Annotated in this window: 14 protein-coding genes; 9 read left to right on the plus strand and 5 right to left on the minus strand. The window is 58.2% G+C overall.

Annotated elements, in window-relative coordinates:
* Window positions 1-12: 12 nt before the first annotated feature.
* The gene (locus DSM3645_RS14815; protein WP_161603347.1) at window positions 13-1,350 is read left to right on the plus strand and encodes a trypsin-like peptidase domain-containing protein; all 1,338 of its coding nucleotides are present in this window, start codon (window positions 13-15) and stop codon (window positions 1,348-1,350) included.
* 21 nt (window positions 1,351-1,371) lie between these two features.
* A complete protein-coding gene (locus tag DSM3645_RS14820) occupies window positions 1,372-1,701 on the plus strand; it encodes a DMT family transporter (RefSeq protein WP_002653031.1) in 330 nt (109 codons plus the stop codon).
* 137 nt (window positions 1,702-1,838) lie between these two features.
* On the opposite strand, the gene DSM3645_RS14825 is transcribed toward DSM3645_RS14820, so the two are convergent.
* Window positions 1,839-3,374: a UDP-N-acetylmuramoyl-L-alanyl-D-glutamate--2,6-diaminopimelate ligase gene (locus DSM3645_RS14825; RefSeq protein WP_040351868.1), complete on the minus strand. Its 1,536-nt coding sequence runs from the start codon at window positions 3,372-3,374 to the stop codon at window positions 1,839-1,841.
* A gap of 278 nt (window positions 3,375-3,652) precedes the next feature.
* Between DSM3645_RS14825 and DSM3645_RS14830 the strand changes: the two genes are divergently transcribed.
* From DSM3645_RS14830 to DSM3645_RS14850, 5 genes are all read left to right on the plus strand, one after another.
* Window positions 3,653-4,357 (plus strand): PTS sugar transporter subunit IIA, encoded by a 705-nt coding sequence (locus DSM3645_RS14830; RefSeq protein WP_040351869.1) that lies wholly within the window; start codon window positions 3,653-3,655, stop codon window positions 4,355-4,357.
* A 10-nt stretch (window positions 4,358-4,367) separates the two neighbouring features.
* Window positions 4,368-5,150 (plus strand): hypothetical protein, encoded by a 783-nt coding sequence (locus DSM3645_RS14835; RefSeq protein ID WP_002653034.1) that lies wholly within the window; start codon window positions 4,368-4,370, stop codon window positions 5,148-5,150.
* A gap of 167 nt (window positions 5,151-5,317) precedes the next feature.
* Window positions 5,318-6,730, plus strand: coding sequence for a 30S ribosomal protein S12 methylthiotransferase RimO (gene rimO, locus DSM3645_RS14840; protein ID WP_050769385.1), 1,413 nt, complete (start codon window positions 5,318-5,320; stop codon window positions 6,728-6,730).
* A 43-nt stretch (window positions 6,731-6,773) separates the two neighbouring features.
* A complete protein-coding gene (gene pgsA / locus DSM3645_RS14845) occupies window positions 6,774-7,388 on the plus strand; it encodes a CDP-diacylglycerol--glycerol-3-phosphate 3-phosphatidyltransferase (protein WP_237564823.1) in 615 nt (204 codons plus the stop codon).
* Between the two features lie 7 nt (window positions 7,389-7,395).
* Window positions 7,396-8,496: a CPBP family intramembrane glutamic endopeptidase gene (locus DSM3645_RS14850; protein WP_002653037.1), complete on the plus strand. Its 1,101-nt coding sequence runs from the start codon at window positions 7,396-7,398 to the stop codon at window positions 8,494-8,496.
* A gap of 3 nt (window positions 8,497-8,499) precedes the next feature.
* Here DSM3645_RS14850 and DSM3645_RS14855 read toward each other — a convergent pair whose 3' ends face one another.
* The 3 genes from DSM3645_RS14855 to DSM3645_RS14865 all read right to left on the minus strand — a co-directional run bounded on the left by DSM3645_RS14855 (window position 8,500) and on the right by DSM3645_RS14865 (window position 10,167).
* Window positions 8,500-8,904, minus strand: a complete 405-nt coding sequence (locus DSM3645_RS14855; protein ID WP_002653038.1) for a hypothetical protein — start codon at window positions 8,902-8,904, stop codon at window positions 8,500-8,502.
* A gap of 152 nt (window positions 8,905-9,056) precedes the next feature.
* The gene (locus tag DSM3645_RS14860; RefSeq protein WP_002653039.1) at window positions 9,057-9,353 is read right to left on the minus strand and encodes a DUF971 domain-containing protein; all 297 of its coding nucleotides are present in this window, start codon (window positions 9,351-9,353) and stop codon (window positions 9,057-9,059) included.
* Between the two features lie 10 nt (window positions 9,354-9,363).
* A complete protein-coding gene (locus DSM3645_RS14865; protein WP_002653040.1) occupies window positions 9,364-10,167 on the minus strand; it encodes a lipoprotein N-acyltransferase Lnb domain-containing protein in 804 nt (267 codons plus the stop codon).
* A 232-nt stretch (window positions 10,168-10,399) separates the two neighbouring features.
* Between DSM3645_RS14865 and DSM3645_RS28360 the strand changes: the two genes are divergently transcribed.
* Window positions 10,400-10,912, plus strand: a complete 513-nt coding sequence (locus DSM3645_RS28360; protein ID WP_161603348.1) for a CAP domain-containing protein — start codon at window positions 10,400-10,402, stop codon at window positions 10,910-10,912.
* A 44-nt stretch (window positions 10,913-10,956) separates the two neighbouring features.
* On the opposite strand, the gene DSM3645_RS28365 is transcribed toward DSM3645_RS28360, so the two are convergent.
* Window positions 10,957-12,033 (minus strand): AI-2E family transporter, encoded by a 1,077-nt coding sequence (locus DSM3645_RS28365; protein WP_002653042.1) that lies wholly within the window; start codon window positions 12,031-12,033, stop codon window positions 10,957-10,959.
* A 203-nt stretch (window positions 12,034-12,236) separates the two neighbouring features.
* On the opposite strand from DSM3645_RS28365, the gene acnA reads away from it, so the two are divergent.
* Window positions 12,237-14,931, plus strand: a 2,695-nt coding sequence (gene acnA / locus DSM3645_RS14880; RefSeq protein ID WP_002653043.1) for an aconitate hydratase AcnA, incomplete at its 3' end; no start/stop codon positions are given.

Below are 14,931 nucleotides of genomic sequence, written 5' to 3' on the forward strand. Positions count from 1 at the left end.
GACGAGACCTCTATGCGTCACCCTGCCTCGCGTCATCTCCTAAGCCTGTTCGTTCTGGCCTGCTTGGCGTCCTGCCCGACGCTTCGCACTGCGGCCGGCACCGAACTCCGCGTGACGCCGATCGTCAAAGCGGTGCAAGGGGTGAAAGAGTCGATCGTGAATATTCACGGTCACAAAACGATCTCCACGGCCAGCGCCATCGGCGACGCACCCCGCCAGGTAAACGGCATGGGGACCGGCGTTGTTGTGGACGAACGCGGCTACATCATCACCAACCAGCACGTCGTCGAAGGCGTCCGGCGAATTCAGGTCACGCTGCACGACGGAACGACTTACGTCGCCCAACTGATCGCTTTCGACGAAAAGACCGACTTGGCCCTAATCAAGGTCGAAGCCGAAAAGCCGCTTCCGGTCGTCAAGACAGGCACGTCATCAGATCTGATGCCGGGCGAGACGGTGATCGCCGTTGGCAACGCCTACGGCTACGAGAACTCGGTCACGCGCGGCATCATCAGCGCTTTGCACCGCACCGTTCAGGTCAGCGACACGCAAAAATACTACGACTTGATCCAAACGGACGCCAGCATCAATCCCGGCAATAGCGGCGGTCCGCTGCTGAACATCGACGGCGAAATGATCGGCATCAATGTCGCCGTTCGCGTCGGCGCCCAAGGAATCGGCTTCGCGATTCCGGTCGATACCGTAATGGACATCGCTTCGCAGTTAATGTCGATCGAGCGTCTGGATCGACACTGGCACGGCATCACCGGCGAAACCAAGTTTGTCGACGGCGTCGCTCAAATGCATGTCAAGTCGGTCGATCCGAACAGCCCTGCTTCGCTCTGCGGCGTTCAGGCTGGGGACGTGATTACTTCGGTCGACGAACTGGATATCTGCTGGATGTTGGATATCGAACGTGCATTGCTCGATCACGAGACAGGCGAAGAAGTCTCGCTGAAACTGCAGCGGGGCGAAGGAGACGAAAAGTCGCTCGCCCTGGTGCTGCAAGGCCAAGGAGGCGCCAACGCGCTGGTTGACGCCGCTTGGGACTTGCTCGGCATTCGCGTGCAGATGGTGCCGACCAACGAGTTCCGCTCGAACAACACGCGCTATCGCGGCGGCCTAAAGATTACGGCGGTCAAAGCCTATAGCCCTGCGGCTCGCCAGCAGATTCGCGTGGGAGACGTGTTGGTCGGGATGCACGAATGGGAAACGATCTCGGTCGACAATTTGGAATACATCTTGAAGAGCGACATCATCGCGCAGAAGCGGCCGATCAAGTTTTACATTCTCCGCGACAACGAAACCTATTATGGGGACATCGCAGTCGCCAACTATCGCGTGCGATAGGCAAAACCCGAGGCGACGAACATGATGCAACCTTGGGTATTCTTGGCCGGCGCCATTTTGTTAGAAGTCGCCGGCACGACGTCGATGAAAATGTCAGAGGGCTTCACGCGTCCTCTGCCGTCGCTGTTGCTCTTCTTTTTTTACGCAGGCTCTTTCACGGCGCTGACGTTCGCGCTCAATAAGATCGACGTCAGCCACGCCTATGCGGTCTGGTCAGGCGTCGGCACGGCGCTGATCGCCGTGATCGGCATTTGTTTCTTTCGCGAAACCTTCTCGCCGGTCAAGCTGATCAGCATTCTATTGATCATCGCCGGCGTTGTCGGGCTGAACGCTTGCAGCGCGAAGCACTAAGGCTTTCTTCGTAGCCTGAGCGAGGCGCGAGCTGAGGGAATTTGGCGGGATAGTTCGAACCGCTTTCGAATCGTGGGACCGCATTCCCTTGCTCGCCGTGCGGCCTATACGAGGAGGGAAGGCCGCCGGTTCTTTATTTACCCCCGCGGAAATTTCAGCAGCACTGGGCCGTCATCCTCGACTGTTACGTCTACTTCTAGTCCGCGTGAATCTTGATAGAGCCAGCTTTGCGCGATTTGCACGTCGTCGAGCGGCAGTTCTTCTTCGCGCAATGTTTGCAGATTTGGCGTTCCGCGGCCGGCGATCAGCACCGTATCGCCGGTTTGCGCTTCGGACAGGGCCCACTCGATCGCGGCGGCGCGATTGGGCATCACGTGGGCTCGGGCCGGACGTTCGTAGCCGTCTAAAATGTCATGAATGACTTCCAGCGGACTTTCGTCTCCGGGGTTTGCACTGGTGATCAGCGACAGATCGGCGCCGCGCTCAGCGACGCGGCCCAGCAGCGGACGTTTGCTGGGATCGCCTAAGCCGTCGGCCCCATAGACGCAGATCACGCGACCATGCGTCACACGGCGAAGCGCCTTGAGCGCCATCGCCAAAGCGTCGTGCGTGTGCGCTAGATCGACAAAGACGCCAAACGGCTGACCACACTCAATCCGTTGCATTCGGCCGGGGATCGAATCGACTCGCTCTAGACCGCGAACGACGGTCTTCAGGTCAACGCCGTAAACCAATCCAACCGCCGCGGCGACCAGACAATTGTAAACATGGTGATCGCCGATCATCCGCGTACAGACGGGGACGGTTTCGTCGCCTGCGGATAGTAAAAAAGTTTGTTCGCTTTTGTGGCGTTCGACGACGCTAGCGGTGATTTCGGCGGCGCCATGCAGCGCGACCGACAACGCCGGCGTCTCGATCTGAGAGAGAAGTTTGTTGCAAGCAGAGTCGTCCGCGTTGACGACGGCGAAGCCTGTTTCGCGCAATCTGCCGAGAATTTTCTTTTTGGCTCGATGATAATTGGTGACCGAACCATGAACATCGAGATGATCTTGGCGCAAATTGGTGATCGCCACCGCGTCGAGTTCGATCCCATCCAAGCGATCCCGCGAGAGAGCTTCGCTAGAAGCTTCAACGACGGCATGCGTGCAGCCGTTGTATTCCATCCGCGAGAGGAGATCGGCCAAAACGGCGGCGTTCGGCGTGGTGCAATCCCATGGCTGACGATCGTATCCGTTGTCGTATCCGAGCGAAGAGGACATGCCGACCGTCGCTCCGGCCGTTTCCATGATGGACTGAATCAGGCGGCAAACGGTGGTTTTGCCGTTGGTGCCGGTGACGCCGATGACCCGCATCCGTTTCGAGGGATCTCCGGCCAAGGCCTGGCAGATTTGGGCGTAGGCGCTTTGGGTATTTTCAACGATGCAAACCGGGCGCGTCGTCGGCAGGGCTCGCTCGGACAAAATCGCCGAAGCGCCGTTGGCGATCGCTTCTTCGACAAAATCGTGCCCATCTTGATGAGCGCCGACCATGGCGACAAACAGATCGTCAGGAAGACAAAGCTTAGAATTCGCCGCACATGAGCGGACGACGATGTCCTCGGCGCCAAGGATTTTGGCGCCGGGTAACAACCGGCGAAGCGATACCGCGGACGTAGGCTGCGTGGACAAAGTCATGTTCGGCCTCCTTGCCTGCTGCGACTTTGATCGAATGGGACGTGCTATCGGAATCCGTTCCAACAGTCCTACGTCGCCGCGGCCGAGAAGTTCTAGCGAGCGAATCTTTTCGCAAGCAACTTCCGACCGTTTCGATTCCCCAAGAATGTTTCCCAAAAAGGCTCAAGAGTCAACCCGGCTTTGCCGCTCATTATTTTGCTAGCGAGGGTGGGTTGGACGAAAACCGCTCGTCGCATAGATTGATGGAATGCCCCCAAACTCCCTTCTGGGTTCTTCCGATGGCTAGCCAGGATTTCGATATCGATCAACTTGCCGCGTACCTCCATTTGACCCCGCCACAGGTCGAAAAGCTCGCGAACCGGGGTACCGTTCCCGGCCGCAAGGTCGCCGGACAATGGCGTTTTAGCCAAGCCGACATCCACCATTGGCTGGAAGATCGGATCGGACTTTCGGACGAAGCGGAGCTTGTGCAGGTCGAAAGCGTGCTCGATCGCAGCGGTTCCAGCGACGATGAAGTCGTATCGATCGCCGACATGCTGCGCCCCGAAACGATCAAAACGCCGCTGATGGGGAAATCGCCGCGAAAAATAATTTCAGAACTTTGCGAACTCGCGGCCGAAGCCCAGTTGCTGTGGGACCCGGCGAAAATGTCGGACGCGGTCCTGACTCGCGAAAATATGCATACCACTGCGCTCGATAACGGCGTGGCGCTGCTTCACCCGCGGCGACCTTTGCCGGACATCATCAGCGAAGGTTTTCTTTGCTTGGGGCGCACCTATCAAGGGGTCCCGTTTGGCGGCAGCCGCGGAATTTTGACCGACGTCTTTTTTCTGATCGCGTCGGTCGATGATCGTTCGCACCTACGGACGTTGGCCCGGCTGAGCCGCGTTATCAGCGACTCGGCGTTTTACACCAAGCTGCGTGACGCCGCCGACCCGATCGCGACGATCGAAATGATCGCCGAATTTGAAGAAGACTTGTAAGGCGAACCCTATGCAGCGATCTGTGCTGGTCGTGGGAGACGCTTCAGCGGCCGAGTTTGCCGCCGCGATCACCGTGCTCCGCCAACAAGCCGATTGCCGGTTCTCACTCTCCGCAATCGTTTCTACCGAAGCAGAATCTGATTCGCCTGCCTGGATTGTCGTGCTGCAAAGCCGTATCGGGCAGTTCCCGGCAACCGAACTCGCCGCGCTGCGCCGGCGACATCCGCTAGCTCGCTGGATTGCAATCGCCGGATTTTGGACGGCCGGAGAATTGCGAACCGGCAAACTGATCCCCGGGGCCGAGTTGATCCCGTGGCAATCCGCCGCCAATCGGCTGGAAGCCCTGTTCACATCGTCCGGCGAACGGTCGCCGCTGACCGCGTCCCCCGAAGAAGCGATACTGCGTGATCTGGGCGAAATGGAGGTCCTGTCGGGACTGGCCGTGATCGCCGCTGACCGGCAAGCCGATTTCCAGTTTTGGGCCGATGCCGTACAAAGTTTCGGTCTATCGGCCGTTTGGCGCGCGGGGGGCGAAAAAGTGCGAGCCTCGGCGATTGCCTGCGTGTTGTACCAGCCCTGGGATTGGGGGCCCAAGTCGGTCGACGATGCGACCCAGTTTCTCGCCGATCATCCCTCCCCCAGCCGGATCTTATGCATCGGCTTGCCCCGCTGGGAGGATCAGCAGTTGGCCAGCCAAGTCGGATTTACGACGATTCTGGGCCAACCGTTCCGTTTGCGCGACCTGCAATTGGCCGTTTCGGCCGGGATAGCCGCAGGGAATACCGCATCTTAGCGGGTTTCGCCTCTCGCCGATTTCGCCCGTGAAGAGTACGATAAAGGTTTTCCGCGCGGCCCTTTTCCTCTTTCAGAGGGCGAGCCAAACCGGAACTCGCCGCTGGTTGTTGTTCCAGCCCCGGCGAATCGACATCGGCTCACTAGAGCCTGGATCAAAGATATTCGATGACGCAACTACCGATACTCGATCAATCCGCTTCACCCGCTACCTCGTGCAAGTCGACCGGCGCGTCGAAGGGGTCTTACTCCTTCGTCAGTCTCGGCTGCCCGAAAAACCTGGTCGACAGCGAGCGGATGCTTGGTCTGCTGCAGATCGACGGTTATTCGCTGGTGCAAGAGCCGGTGGGCGCCGATTTTGTGGTGGTCAACACTTGCGGATTTATCGAAGCGGCTCGCACCGAATCGTTCGCCGCGATTCATGAGATGCTGGAGCTGAAGCGCCAAGGGAAGATCCGTGGCGTCGTCGTTTGCGGCTGTCTGGCCGAACGTCAAAAAGAACAACTGTTGCTCGATTGCCCCGAGATCGATCAGGTGGTCGGCGTCTTCGGACGCGAAGAGATCACCAAGGTCGCTGATCGTCTGGTGGGGAACTTGGATGAGCAGCGCGAAGTCTTTCGCCCTGCCCCGGTTCGTGCGCTCGAAGATCGTCATCGCTTGCGGATCACGCCGAAGCACTTCGCCTATCTGAAGGTTTCGGAAGGTTGCGATCGGCTTTGCACCTTCTGCGCGATCCCCAAGATGCGCGGCAAGCACGCGACCAAGCCGATGGAAGAAGTGATCCGCGAAGCGGAAGAACTGGCCGCCGACGGCGTACGCGAATTGATCGTCGTTGCGCAAGACACCACCTACTATGGGCTCGACCTGTACGGCGAACCTCGGTTGGCTCCGTTGCTAAAGCAACTGAACGACGTGAAAGGGTTCGACTGGATCCGCTTGATGTACTTCTACCCGATGTATATCGACGATCACCTGCTGCAAACGATCGCTGACGCTGACAAGATCGTCCCTTACATCGACATGCCGCTGCAGCACATCAATGACACGATGCTGCGTCGCATGTCGCGCCGCGTGACGCGCAGCTCGACCGAAGATACGATCGCGCGGATGCGAAAGTTCATTCCGGACCTCGCGATTCGCACGACGTTCATCACCGGCTTCCCCGGCGAAACCGACGAGCAATTTGAGGAACTGTGCGGCTTTGTCGCCGAGCAAAAGTTCGAGCGCGTCGGCGTCTTCACCTACTCACGCGAAGAAGGAACGCCGGCGGTCAAACTGCCTGATGCGTTGCCTGAAGAAGTCGCCGCCGAGCGTCGTGATCGCCTGATGGAAGTGCAGCAAGAGGTCGTCTTCGATCGCAACGACGCGCTGGTCGGCACGACGATGGACGTCATCCTTGATCAACAAGTGCCGGGACAAGCGACCGCATGGATCGGCCGAACAAAGCATGACGCGCCGGACGTCGATTGCGTCGTGTTCGTCTCAGGCGAAGGCCTCGCCGCAGGTCAGATCGTAAAGACCGAGATTGTCGCGACCCATGAATACGATTTGATTGGCGCAGCGGTCGATACGCCGCGTTAGTTGGCGCCCCCAATCCGAACTCTCCTCTCTGGCGATGGGCATCATGACTGCTGCTGACACCAAGCCGATGGCGTCGACCAAAGTGGTCAACGTGCCGAATGCGATCACGCTGGCCCGTTTTCTCTTGTCTATCGCGGTCTTTGTGCTGCTGCCGTGGGGGCAATACGTCGCTGCGGCGGTCGTTTTTATCATTGCGGCGGCGACCGATTGGATGGATGGCTATTGGGCCCGCAAATATAACGAGGTGACCCAGGTCGGCCGCGTCTTTGATCCCTTCGTCGACAAAATCATCATCTGCGGCACGTTTATCTTTCTCGCCGCCGAGCCTGGATCGCAGATTGCGGCCTGGATGGCGGTGGTGATCGCCGGCCGCGAGATGCTAGTGACCGTGCTCCGCAGTTTTATCGAACAGCACGGCGGCGACTTTTCGGCCAATATGCCCGGCAAGATCAAAATGGTGTTGCAATGCGTCGCGGCCGTCGCATCGATGGTCGTTCTGGCGTATGTTCAACAGACGACAGCGGGCCCTTATACGCTGGCGTTAGAATGGACGGCGCTGATCTCCGCTTGGTTGGCGGTCGCGTCGACAGTGCATTCTGGCGTCATTTACATCTTCGCTGCAGCGAAGATGATTCGCGATCAATCGACCACCACGTGAGTCTCGCATGGGACAAATTTTATTCGGATTCGCGGTGCTTTGCTTGATGGCGCTGCTGTTGGTGATCTGCATCTCTGGCTGGAGTTGGTCGCTGCGCCAGCTATTGCGGGGCGAGCCGATCTTGCGGCAAGAGGCCGGCCAACCGATTAGTTGGGGCCTGATCGATATCGTGGCCACGATTCTGATCGCGTTGACGTTGATGGCCGGCTTTCAGGGGATCGCGATGGCGGTGACCGGGGCCAAGCTGCCGATCAAAGAGGAGTCGCTGGACGCCGTCCAACAAGCGGCGATGATCTTGGCCTTTTCGGGCGCCGAAATCTTGTCGCTGCTCGCCGTTTCGGGGCTGATCGTCGTGCGCGGCTATGGGCTGCAACTGTTCGGTCAGCGCGGCGAGAAGTTCTTCGCCGACTTGCTGTTGGGGATCGCCGCCTTCGGCATGCTGGTCGTGCCGACCTTGATCCTGCAGGCAATTCTCGCTTACTTGAAGCCATACGAGCATCCGCTGATCGATATGCTGGTCAAAGACAAAAGCGTGCCGATGGCTGTCGCTTCGGTCGCGGCGGCGGTGGTCGCGGCGCCGTTGTTTGAAGAGTTTTTCTTTCGCGGACTCTTTCAGGGTTGGCTGCAAGATACGGTTGACGGGCGTTTGAAGGTCAGCAACGTCTTGCTGGGGCGCGTCCGTTGGCTGTCGAGTGACGATGCGCCGCCGACCGAAACGGAAACCGTGGAACAAGCGTCGGAGCACGAGATCATCACGGCCGTCGCGGCCGCCAGCGAAGGCGAAAATCCGTTTCACTCGCCGATCGCGGCGCCTGCGGTTCCGACGACGGAGTATGAATCGCCGGAAGTAGTTCGTCAGCGAAACGTGTTGCAAATTTGCGGACCAATTTTGCTCAGCGCGTCGTTCTTCGCGCTGATGCATCTGGGGCAAGGTCTCGCGCCGATCCCCCTCTTTTTCCTCGCGTTGGGGCTAGGGTATCTCTATCAACGAACGCGGCGCTTGACGCCGTGCGTTGTCGTCCACTTTCTGCTCAACGGCCAATCGATGGCGTTGCTGCTGATTCAAGTATTTGTGCTAGGCGAAGACGCCGCGCTGATCGCCAACTAGCGCTTAACGCTCGGCCAATTGCCTAGTCAGGCCGCGCCGTAACTCGCGCGGTAAGTAATCGCGCTCCACAAGTTCTGGGTCATGCCGCGTCCAGGTCTCGCGACGCTGGATAGAGCGGACCTGCCGAATGACGTCTCCGTCACGCCAACTCGTGACGTAACCGCCGCGCTTCCAATCCCGTATCGGAACTTGTGCGGGCGTTTTCAGAAGACGCCAAGCGACGACGTCGAAGCGAGCATTCTTCGACGACCATTCATAGAAAATCACCTGATCGAACACGAGCCTTCCCTGCGGATCGTAGTAGTGGTTGATCTCTACAAGATCAACTCGATCCGTCACCGCAGGATCTCTTGGCTGTGCCGAAACGGCGGCCATCATGGCCGCAAACGCGAATGCAACGCCGCTCATTGCCGACCTCCTTGCCGGAAGTGTTGAGACTGGCAGCAAAATCACAGTAGGCCGTATCTAATGCGATTTTCGTCATACAGCAACGCCGAACTATCAAGAATTATGAAGTTTGGCGCAATTCCGCATCAAAAAGATGCAAACGGGCGGCAGTGCTAGCCGGCGATCGTCGCTTCGCGGAGATGTTCCCAGGTATACAGCCCGGTGTCGTGGCCGTCGGTCCAGCGAATTTTGATCGCGTAGCCGCCGACCAGTTCCATCGAGTCGATGCTGACGTCGCGCGGCACGTCGTCGGGGTTCAAGATCCGCTCGTCGGTATGTTCGCTAATACAGCGAGCACAACGACAGCTGACGCGCAACGACCAGAAATCGACCGACCCTGTCTGACCATCCGACCACTCGATCTTGAGAGTGCGGTTCGGTCGGTCGGCTTGGATATCGGCAGGCGTCATCGTAAGAAAATTATCGCCTTCGAATTTTCGCGGAGAAGTCAGGATCGTATTCGTATTTTTCGGCCAGCTCGCTGATGAGCGACCGTTTCTTCAGCTCTTCAAAGGGAACGCTTTGATCCAGTAATCCTAGCTCGTAGGCGTACGAATCGCTATAGCCAGTTAACAGAACTTTGTAGTTGTAGCGGACCTTGTCTGGCGCCAAATCGTTGACGTGTCGCACGATGTTGGTCGTGCAATTGTTCGTAACCGTATTGTAAAACTCGGGTTTTACGGCCAATTGGTTCGCTCTTTCTAACACGTCGATCAACAACGCTTGCGACTGCTGCGGCGTCGCGATCGTCGGATAGAGATAGACGTCGCTCTTATATTCGTTCGAGCTAAGGTTGATGATGTCGCGCTCGTCGCCGATGACGTACATCAATTCGTACTGGTTCAAAAAGCCCTTCCAGGCCGAGTACTCTTCGTCCGCTTCTTTGCGGATTTCGACCGACGATACAATCTGATCGCCGCTGGCCAGACCAAAGCTTAGCATCGTGTGCGCGACCGCCGGCGTATCGTTAAACGGTGCGACAATAAAGTCGACCGACTGGATATCGCTGAGGTTGAATTGCTTGTCGTAGTACTGAATGACGTAATTGTCAGACGACGCATAACGACAATTTCGGACGTTATGAATCGTGACCTTTCCGCCCACATTCTCGTAGGACGGCAACCGCGTTTGATCGGGCGCCCAGTTGCGAGCGTTGTTCGGAATGATCGAAGCACAGCCCGAAAAAACGAGCGCACACGCCGCCGCGACCCCAATGCAGAGCATTTTGAGTGAAAAAAAAGAGGGCGGTCTTCCGCGTTGAAATGGTTTCACGGCTCGCGGCTATTGGGCTCAAGTTCTTTATTCGTCGCGGGTTATAGCAATGGATCAGCACTCGCTGCAACATCGGTTTCTCGGACCCTACGGCCCATTGGGAGAGTTGAACCATTTTGCCCAGGCCGCAAAAATGCGTTTCTTCGAACGGAGTCCTACCACCCTACCCCCCCACAAAAGCAATATGACGGATCAGAAGAAACTTTTTGCGCTCACGGTCTTGCTTGCCCTCGCGACTTCGCTGCATGCCCAGGACGCTAGCGTCCAGCCGCAAACGGCCGACGACAATGCGGACGCAGAGGTCAAAGATACGTTTCTCCATAATCACCCAAGCTTGGTGAAGATGTGGAAGCATTCCAACGCGGTGCGTGGGCAATACAACTTGCCGGCGCAAAAGATGAACCCCGAACTTACCAAGGCCGCTCAGGATCATGCGTGGTACATGGCCAAGACAGGGCAGTTCAGCCATCATGTGAACGGCGGCTTTGTCGCTCGCGCTCGTCGACACCATTTTCAAGGAAGCCCTTCCGGTGAGATTATTCTCTGGAACGCGAAGTCCATCGAAGCGACGTTCCAAGGCTGGCTCAACAGCCCCGGCCATCGCGCGATTCTGCTGAGCGGCGCTCGCCAGGTTGGTTACGGCTATGCGGTCGCACGAGACGGATCGACCTATTGGGTCGGCGTCTTCGGCAACTAAGCTGCCCCCTTTTTCTCCGTCGTTCTACGCCGCCGGTTCACGTTCTATTCGTGTTCCGGCAAGATGCCGGCCATCAGGTTGCCGATGACGCGGGTTGTCTCAAACCGCAGCATCACGATCCGCAGGGTCGCCGTGATCGGCACGGCAAGCACCATGCCGACTGGTCCCCACAACATGCCCCAAAAGGTCAGACTCAGCAGGATCGTCACCGGGTGCAGTTGCAAACCGTCTCCCATGATTTTGGGTTCGATTACATTGCCGAGCGTCATTTGAATCGCCCCGGGAACGCCGATCACCAGCACGATCATCCAGACGCTGTCAAAGTCGACGATCGCCAGCGGAATCGGCAGCAGCGTCGCGATGATCGAACCGACCGACGGGATGAAGTTCAGCATGAACGCCATCAAGCCAAACAAAGAGGCCAGTCGCATTCCCATCATCGCCAGACAGACCCAGACCAAGATTCCGGTCACGGCCGAAATCATAAACTTGGTCGCAATGTAGCGGCGGATCTTCTGATCGATCTCGGCGTACATCCCTTTCGAGACTTTGTACGGATCGCGCCCGGCCAACATAAAGCCGACAAAGATCGTCGTCAGCGCGGTGCTCGAGACCAGACTCATCAACAATGCGCCCAACTGCTGGGCGTACGACGGCATTTGCGAAATTAAATTGGTTTTGATCGCGGCGATGATCAATTCCGAGTCAGGCCGGTCAAATTGGACTCCTAGCCAACTGTCGGCCAGCGCATATCCCTGAATCACGATCGCATCGAGCTTGCGCTGCAGGTCGAACTCCAACTGTCTCAACATTTGCGGATCTGAAATGCTTTGGATCACCAGCAAGACCAAGAAACTCATGCTGACGAGCGCCAAGCCGACCACCAACAGGGCCAGCGACACGGCGGCAAATTTGGAAAATCGCAGCCGAACCATCGAAAAATCGACGATCGGTGCGACCAGATAATTCAAGAAGATCGCCAGCGTAAAGGGAATCAAAATGCTGCGAGCGTAGGCGACGGCGAAGGAGACCGCGACCGCCGCTAGTATTAGCAAAGCGCCTGTTTGCAGGTTCGAGCGCTCTTCGCTCAGCTTGGGTAGGGTCGCTTGTTCTGAATTCATCGATTATTCCGCGCTTTCGCCTGGGAGCGGCCAGATTGGGAGGAAGCTGCGACCGATTATGCCTGTCTGGGGGCGGAAGATACAACCGCTGCGGCGGCCGATTCCTAGCAGACAACGAACATAAATTGCGGTAAAATCACTCCCTTGGTGAGGACGGCCTGTTCGTGCTCATTTTGTGCAACTTTGTGGAAAGAGATTGACGCATGGGTACGGTTTTCGATCCGTTTGGCGCTCGCGATACATTTTCGGCCCCTCAGGGAGAGATGGGGATTTACCGGATTCGCCGGCTTCAGGATCAGGGACTTTGCGACGTAGATTCGCTTCCTTATTCGATCCGTATTCTGCTCGAAGCGGTTCTCCGTTCGTGCGACGGATTCATTGTCTCGGAAGATGACGTTCGCCGTTTGGCGGCTTGGAATCCCCACAACCCGGATCCCAGCGAAGTTCCCTTCATGCCGTCCCGCGTCGTTCTCCAAGACTTTACCGGCGTGCCGGCCGTGGTCGATCTGGCCGCGATGCGCAGCGCCATGAAGCGACTGGGCGGCGACCCCAACAAAATCAATCCGCTGATTCCAGTCGACCTGGTCATTGACCACTCGGTGCAGGTCGACGCCTTCGGCCACGCGGACTCGCTCGAGCGAAATGTGGAGCTCGAATTCCAGCGCAATCGCGAACGTTACGAGTTCCTCCGCTGGGGCCAAAAAGCGCTCGATAATTTTCGCGCGGTTCCGCCGAACGTCGGCATCGTGCATCAAGTGAACTTGGAATTTCTGGCCAAAGGGGTCTTCGTTCGCCAAGACGAAAAAGGCCCGGTCGCCGTTCCGGATACGCTGGTCGGCACCGATAGTCACACGACCATGATCAACGGCCTCGGCGTCGTCGGTTGGGGCGTCGGCGGGATCGAAGCCGAAGCGGTCATGCTGGGCCAGCCGATCTACATGCTGACTCCGGAAGTCGTCGGTTTTGAAATCACCGGCGAACTGCCCCCCGGCGTCACTGCGACCGACATGGTGCTGACCGTCACGCAGATCCTGCGAAAAGAAGGAGTGGTCGGCAAGTTTGTTGAGTTCTTCGGCGACGGCGTCAGCAAGATGAGCCTGGCCGATCGCGCGACGATCGCCAACATGGCGCCCGAGTATGGCGCCACCATGGGCTTTTTCCCGGTCGACGCCGAAACGCTCAACTACCTGCGTCGCACCGGTCGTACCGACGATGAAGTTGCGCTGGTCGAAACGTACACGAAAGAGCTGGGCGTCTTCCGCACCGATGACGCGCCGACTCCCAAGTTCACGACGATGTTGAAGTTGGACGTCAGCACGGTCGAACCTTCGATGGCCGGACCGAAGCGCCCGCAAGACCGCGTTTCGCTGGCCAACATGAAGTCGGAATTCCATCGCTCGCTGAAGGCGCCGGTCGACCAACGCGGTTTCGCGCTGACGGCCGAAGAAATGGGCAGCACCGGAACCGTCAAGAACAACGGCAAGTCGGAAGAAATCGGACACGGGGCCGTCGTGATCGCGGCGATCACCAGTTGCACCAACACTAGCAACCCGTCGGTCATGTTGGCGGCCGGTTTGTTGGCTCGCAACGCGGCGGCCAAGGGACTGCGCGTTCCTTCCTACGTGAAGACGAGCCTGGCGCCGGGTTCGCGCGTCGTGACGGACTATCTGATCAAAGCCGGTCTGATGGATGACCTGGAGACGCTTGGCTTCAGCCTGGTCGGCTACGGCTGCACGACCTGCATCGGCAACAGCGGTCCCTTGCCCGATCCGGTCGCCGCTGCGGTGACCAGCGGCAATCTGGTCGCTTCGGCGGTCTTGAGCGGCAATCGCAACTTTGAAGGTCGCGTCAATCCGCTGGTCAAAGCCAACTATCTGGCGAGCCCGCCGTTGGTGGTCGCGTACGCAATCGCCGGCAGCACTGATATCGATCTGGTGACCGAGCCGCTGGGCCAAGATGGCGAAGGCAACGATGTCTTTTTGAAAGACATCTGGCCCACATCGGAAGAAGTGCTCGCGACGATCGAATCGGCGGTGAAGCCGGAGATGTTCCGCAATCAGTACGAAACGGCGTTCGAGTCGAATCCTACCTGGAACAAAATCGCCGTCGTCGAGGGCGAGCTGTACGACTGGAACGCAGAGAGCACCTACATCCAAGAACCGCCGTTCATGGTGGCGATGGGGCAACAGCCGGACACGATTCAGCCGATCTCCGGAGCCCGCGTCTTGGCGCTGTTGGGCGACTCGGTCACGACCGATCATATCTCGCCTGCCGGAGCGATCGCCAAAGATGGACCCGCAGGGCGTTACCTGATGGAAAACGGCGTGCAGCCGATCGACTTCAACAGTTACGGTTCGCGTCGCGGCAATGATCGCGTGATGCATCGCGGCACCTTCGCCAACATTCGCATCCGCAATCGTCTCGCCCCCGGCACCGAAGGAGGTTGGACCCGTTACTTGCCGACCGACGAAGTGATGTCGATTTACGACGCCGCCGAGAAGTACAAAGCGGACGGCACGCCGCTGGTGGTCTTGGCCGGCAAAGAATATGGCACCGGCAGCAGCCGCGACTGGGCCGCCAAGGGAACCTTCATGCTGGGCGTTAAAGCGGTCATCACCTCTAGCTTTGAGCGGATTCATCGCAGCAACCTGGTTGGCATGGGAATCTTGCCGTTGGAGTTCCCCACCGGCAAATCGTGGGAGACGCTCGGCCTGACCGGCGACGAGTCGTTTGATATCGTGGTCGAAGACAGCTTGCTCCCCGGCGGCGACGTCAAGGTCAAGACGACCAAGCCGGACGGAACCGTCATGGAGTTCCAAGCCAAGTGCCGCATCGACACTCCGGTTGAAATGGAGTACTACCGCAACGGCGGCATTCTCCAGACCGTGTTGCGAAATT

The sequence above is a fragment of the Blastopirellula marina DSM 3645 genome (genome assembly GCF_000153105.1).
Taxonomy (GTDB): domain Bacteria; phylum Planctomycetota; class Planctomycetia; order Pirellulales; family Pirellulaceae; genus Blastopirellula; species Blastopirellula marina.

Excerpts from the sequence above, each read along its gene's own strand:
- DSM3645_RS14815 (WP_161603347.1), top strand. The coding sequence starts at position 13 with ATGCGTCACCCTGCCTCGCGTCATCTCCTAAGCCTGTTCGTTCTGGCC.
- DSM3645_RS14820 (WP_002653031.1), top strand. The coding sequence starts at position 1,372 with ATGATGCAACCTTGGGTATTCTTGGCCGGCGCCATTTTGTTAGAAGTC.
- DSM3645_RS14825 (WP_040351868.1), bottom strand. The coding sequence starts at position 3,374 with ATGACTTTGTCCACGCAGCCTACGTCCGCGGTATCGCTTCGCCGGTTG.
- DSM3645_RS14830 (WP_040351869.1), top strand. The coding sequence starts at position 3,653 with ATGGCTAGCCAGGATTTCGATATCGATCAACTTGCCGCGTACCTCCAT.
- DSM3645_RS14835 (WP_002653034.1), top strand. The coding sequence starts at position 4,368 with ATGCAGCGATCTGTGCTGGTCGTGGGAGACGCTTCAGCGGCCGAGTTT.
- rimO (WP_050769385.1), top strand. The coding sequence starts at position 5,318 with ATGACGCAACTACCGATACTCGATCAATCCGCTTCACCCGCTACCTCG.
- pgsA (WP_237564823.1), top strand. The coding sequence starts at position 6,774 with ATGACTGCTGCTGACACCAAGCCGATGGCGTCGACCAAAGTGGTCAAC.
- DSM3645_RS14850 (WP_002653037.1), top strand. The coding sequence starts at position 7,396 with ATGGGACAAATTTTATTCGGATTCGCGGTGCTTTGCTTGATGGCGCTG.
- DSM3645_RS14855 (WP_002653038.1), bottom strand. The coding sequence starts at position 8,904 with ATGAGCGGCGTTGCATTCGCGTTTGCGGCCATGATGGCCGCCGTTTCG.
- DSM3645_RS14860 (WP_002653039.1), bottom strand. The coding sequence starts at position 9,353 with ATGACGCCTGCCGATATCCAAGCCGACCGACCGAACCGCACTCTCAAG.
- DSM3645_RS14865 (WP_002653040.1), bottom strand. The coding sequence starts at position 10,167 with ATGCTCTGCATTGGGGTCGCGGCGGCGTGTGCGCTCGTTTTTTCGGGC.
- DSM3645_RS28360 (WP_161603348.1), top strand. The coding sequence starts at position 10,400 with ATGACGGATCAGAAGAAACTTTTTGCGCTCACGGTCTTGCTTGCCCTC.
- DSM3645_RS28365 (WP_002653042.1), bottom strand. The coding sequence starts at position 12,033 with ATGAATTCAGAACAAGCGACCCTACCCAAGCTGAGCGAAGAGCGCTCG.